Origin of the sequence: uncultured Paraglaciecola sp., from assembly GCF_913058035.1 — a bacterium.
In the GTDB taxonomy this organism is placed as follows: Bacteria; Pseudomonadota; Gammaproteobacteria; order Enterobacterales; family Alteromonadaceae; genus Paraglaciecola.
Window position 1 is genome coordinate 1 of the sequence record NZ_CAJXPA010000313.1, and the last position, 3,013, is coordinate 3,013.

2 protein-coding genes are annotated in these 3,013 nt (G+C 32.5%); both read right to left on the reverse strand.

Annotated elements, in window-relative coordinates:
- On the reverse strand, nucleotides 1-395 hold a 395-nt coding region (locus QZ562_RS20705; RefSeq protein WP_293764555.1), incomplete at its 3' end, for a hypothetical protein.
- Between the two features lie 1,959 nt (nucleotides 396-2,354).
- Entirely contained in the window at nucleotides 2,355-2,627 is a 273-nt protein-coding gene (locus QZ562_RS20710; RefSeq protein ID WP_293764557.1) for a CopG family antitoxin, read from the reverse strand.
- Nucleotides 2,628-3,013 lie beyond the last annotated feature (386 nt).

Here is a 3,013-nt window from a genome sequence, read left to right on the forward strand (position 1 = left end):
CGTTCATTCACTATATTATTTATATCATTAACCATACCAACAAATCGTTCAGCGAGCTCATTCATTTCATTTGTGGATATTTCAATACAATTACCGATTTGATGAGACAAGATTGGCAAACAATCTTTACCTATAGACTCAAATGAGTTAACTGAACCTTTAAGTTTTTGCAGTTCATTTTCTAAGTCAAATATAACTAATCTGAGTGCCTCATTATCGTTGGTGGTCGCAGCGAGTATTTCTTTCTTCAAATAACTAAAATAAAATTCGCTGGTTACCAAACAAAAGGCAACAATCAAAAAAATTAAAGATTCGCTAAAAGTCACTATTAATAAAGCTATTAAACTAACTATCCCAGAAGGTATCACAGTACTCAAACTACTTTTTTTTTGCATATTCCTACCTTAGCTAGCTTTTTTCTGCTCAATAACGAATTTGCGCAAACAACATATAAAAGACCATTTAATCATTATTTAGTGTTACTTAAGTATTATATATATGTCATTTATATTACGTTAGGCACCAAAAATTCCCAAAATACCCTATCATAAAGATTTCGTTGTAGATACTAAGTGTTCTAAACTCTCTCCAATTTATATCTAAATGGGTTTTCTGGATCCACCATATAGACAACAAAACTGTCCGCCGTTATTCTTATTTCAAGTCCACCTTTATTTTTTAATTGCCCATATTTAATGGCTTACAATGATGGTTTTGCTGGATCTAACTCTACAAATAAATGGATTTCTCAATTTTGAGCAATGGTCTATTTGTTGTTCTAATAAAGAGTTATGTTTTTTGTGAAAAATACTGCTTTTGGCGTGAATTTAGTAAAAAAAGCATTTTTATACTGCAATGACACTAAATGGATTAACAGCATGGGTTGTTAATTCACATCCCATAAGTTTTATTTTTGAAGCATAAGGAAGATCGAATTATTGAAAGTAAAAGTGCTATTTTCGATGCGTGTGTCTCAGCCAATTTCCTTATCGCCTTAAGGTATAAAAAAAATGGGAGCATCTGAAAGTAGTTTTTGAACAAATCTATTCAAATTTTTCACAAGGTTTGAATAGTCGAGATGCAATAATGTTCTAAATGAAAGAAGTGCCATGACTAAAGTGTAAATTTTCCATACGAACACCGTCTGGCATAAAGTGGACGTCTGATTCATATCTAGAAACATTATAGGATCACTTCAGTACGATATAAGAGCAGGTTAAACTTGACATTACATTATCTGCGTTTCTTCATAGCAAAAATGTTAAATTTCAGTCTCAACCTGACAGATCCTATATTTGAATAGTTTGACAAAAGTGTAATAATCTCTCAATTATCTGTAATATCAACATTTAGTGCAGCTTAATTTAACGACAGTGGTCTATCTTAAATAGAAAATAATACAGCTTTACTAAACATCCCCGTAGATTTATGCCCACGATGTTATTCTTCTGCCAAGCTTTTTATGACATTATATTGTTAGCTAAATTACATTCAAACATCTCATCAGCTAACTTTTTGAGCTGAAAGAGTCACAAGTTGATGTCTTTTATCTATTGAAGTAACGGTCTCATTATCAGCTTATTGAATGACTTATTCGCTCGGTTATATACGGTCTTTTTTCTGTCTTTACCCCGCATCTAATATACCTGCATTGCAGCTCATCAAGCACAATGTCATGAATGTTATGAATGTTATGAAATTGTGCTCGATAAGCTTTTCAAAAGGTGGGATTGTGGTTTTTGTGATGAGTCGTAAAATCACGTTGAACGTGTTGTTACCCTATATCTTATAAGTCTGCCTAAACTTATTTTGGGATGTTGTAAGGCATTAAATGCCAACATAAATAGCTCTGACTAGTCCAAATTATGAATTTATCTTTCTTCACATTGATATAAGCTTACTTGCAAATTGAAACTCTATGCGTTCTGCATCTTCTTGAAAATTGACGCATCCTTGTTGCTCAAATAAATCACCTATTTAGCAAATGTTATCAATTCACATGTGCAAAGGTGGATAATATATTTTGGAATTTTTATTGATACTATTTAAAAAGATTGAGTATTAACATGGGTCAACTGAGACTCGCTTTACCAAGGAGCAATATCAGATTTTGAGACACAACAAAAATTTGCTGCACGTTGTCTGGGAAGTTTTGCTAAAAGAGTGTCGCCTAAAAGAGTGTCGCTATGAATAGATTTCTGTCGGATAAGGTAATTATCCACGTTAACTTCAAAATACCCTCATGAAAGAAACATTTCAAGGTCATTAATTTTGTATTAGTAAAACTAAATTTCCGCTGATTAACTCGACTTGGGACTGCAAATTATTTAGCTAAGATGAACTATCACCCAGACTTAGATATTCTTCTTTCGTTTTTCTTCGTAGGCTCTACTTTCACCTGTTAATCTTTCAGCCAGCCAAAGCTTTATAATAGACTGCCGAGTCACTCCGACCCGATTTGCCTCTCTGTCAAGAGATTCAAGCATCCATCCAGGAAAATCGACTATCACTCGTTTTTGTTTCTGAGTGGTACGCTTCGATTCTGATACTTCTGATACTTCTGATACTTCTGAGTCTTGATGAAAATCATTCTGCTCAAAATCACTCTTAAAACTTCTTTCTTCCATAATTTATTGCCTCTGCTTTTATTGACCACCTAATAATTTATCTTTAATGCTTTTGTCCGTATTTTGGAAATAAATCCATTAGTTTAGACGAATAACACTATTAGAAGGGTCACTTACGGTGTGTAGTATTCTTGTTAATCTCAAATAATCTCAAATAATTAGTGCGATATAAAATAAATTTATGAGCACCGTAAATTTCAAAATCGTATTGAGTTTTAACTGCGTAAAATTATTAATTAAATAATTTTTTATTGATTAAAAACCTCAATACTAATGCTAAATACCACATGGAAAACCAATAATCTCTAGCGAACTAAAACCGAGTAAACCGTTAACAGTACTGTTTCACACACTTTTTGTAAGGTCAACTTTATTCACTTATTAGC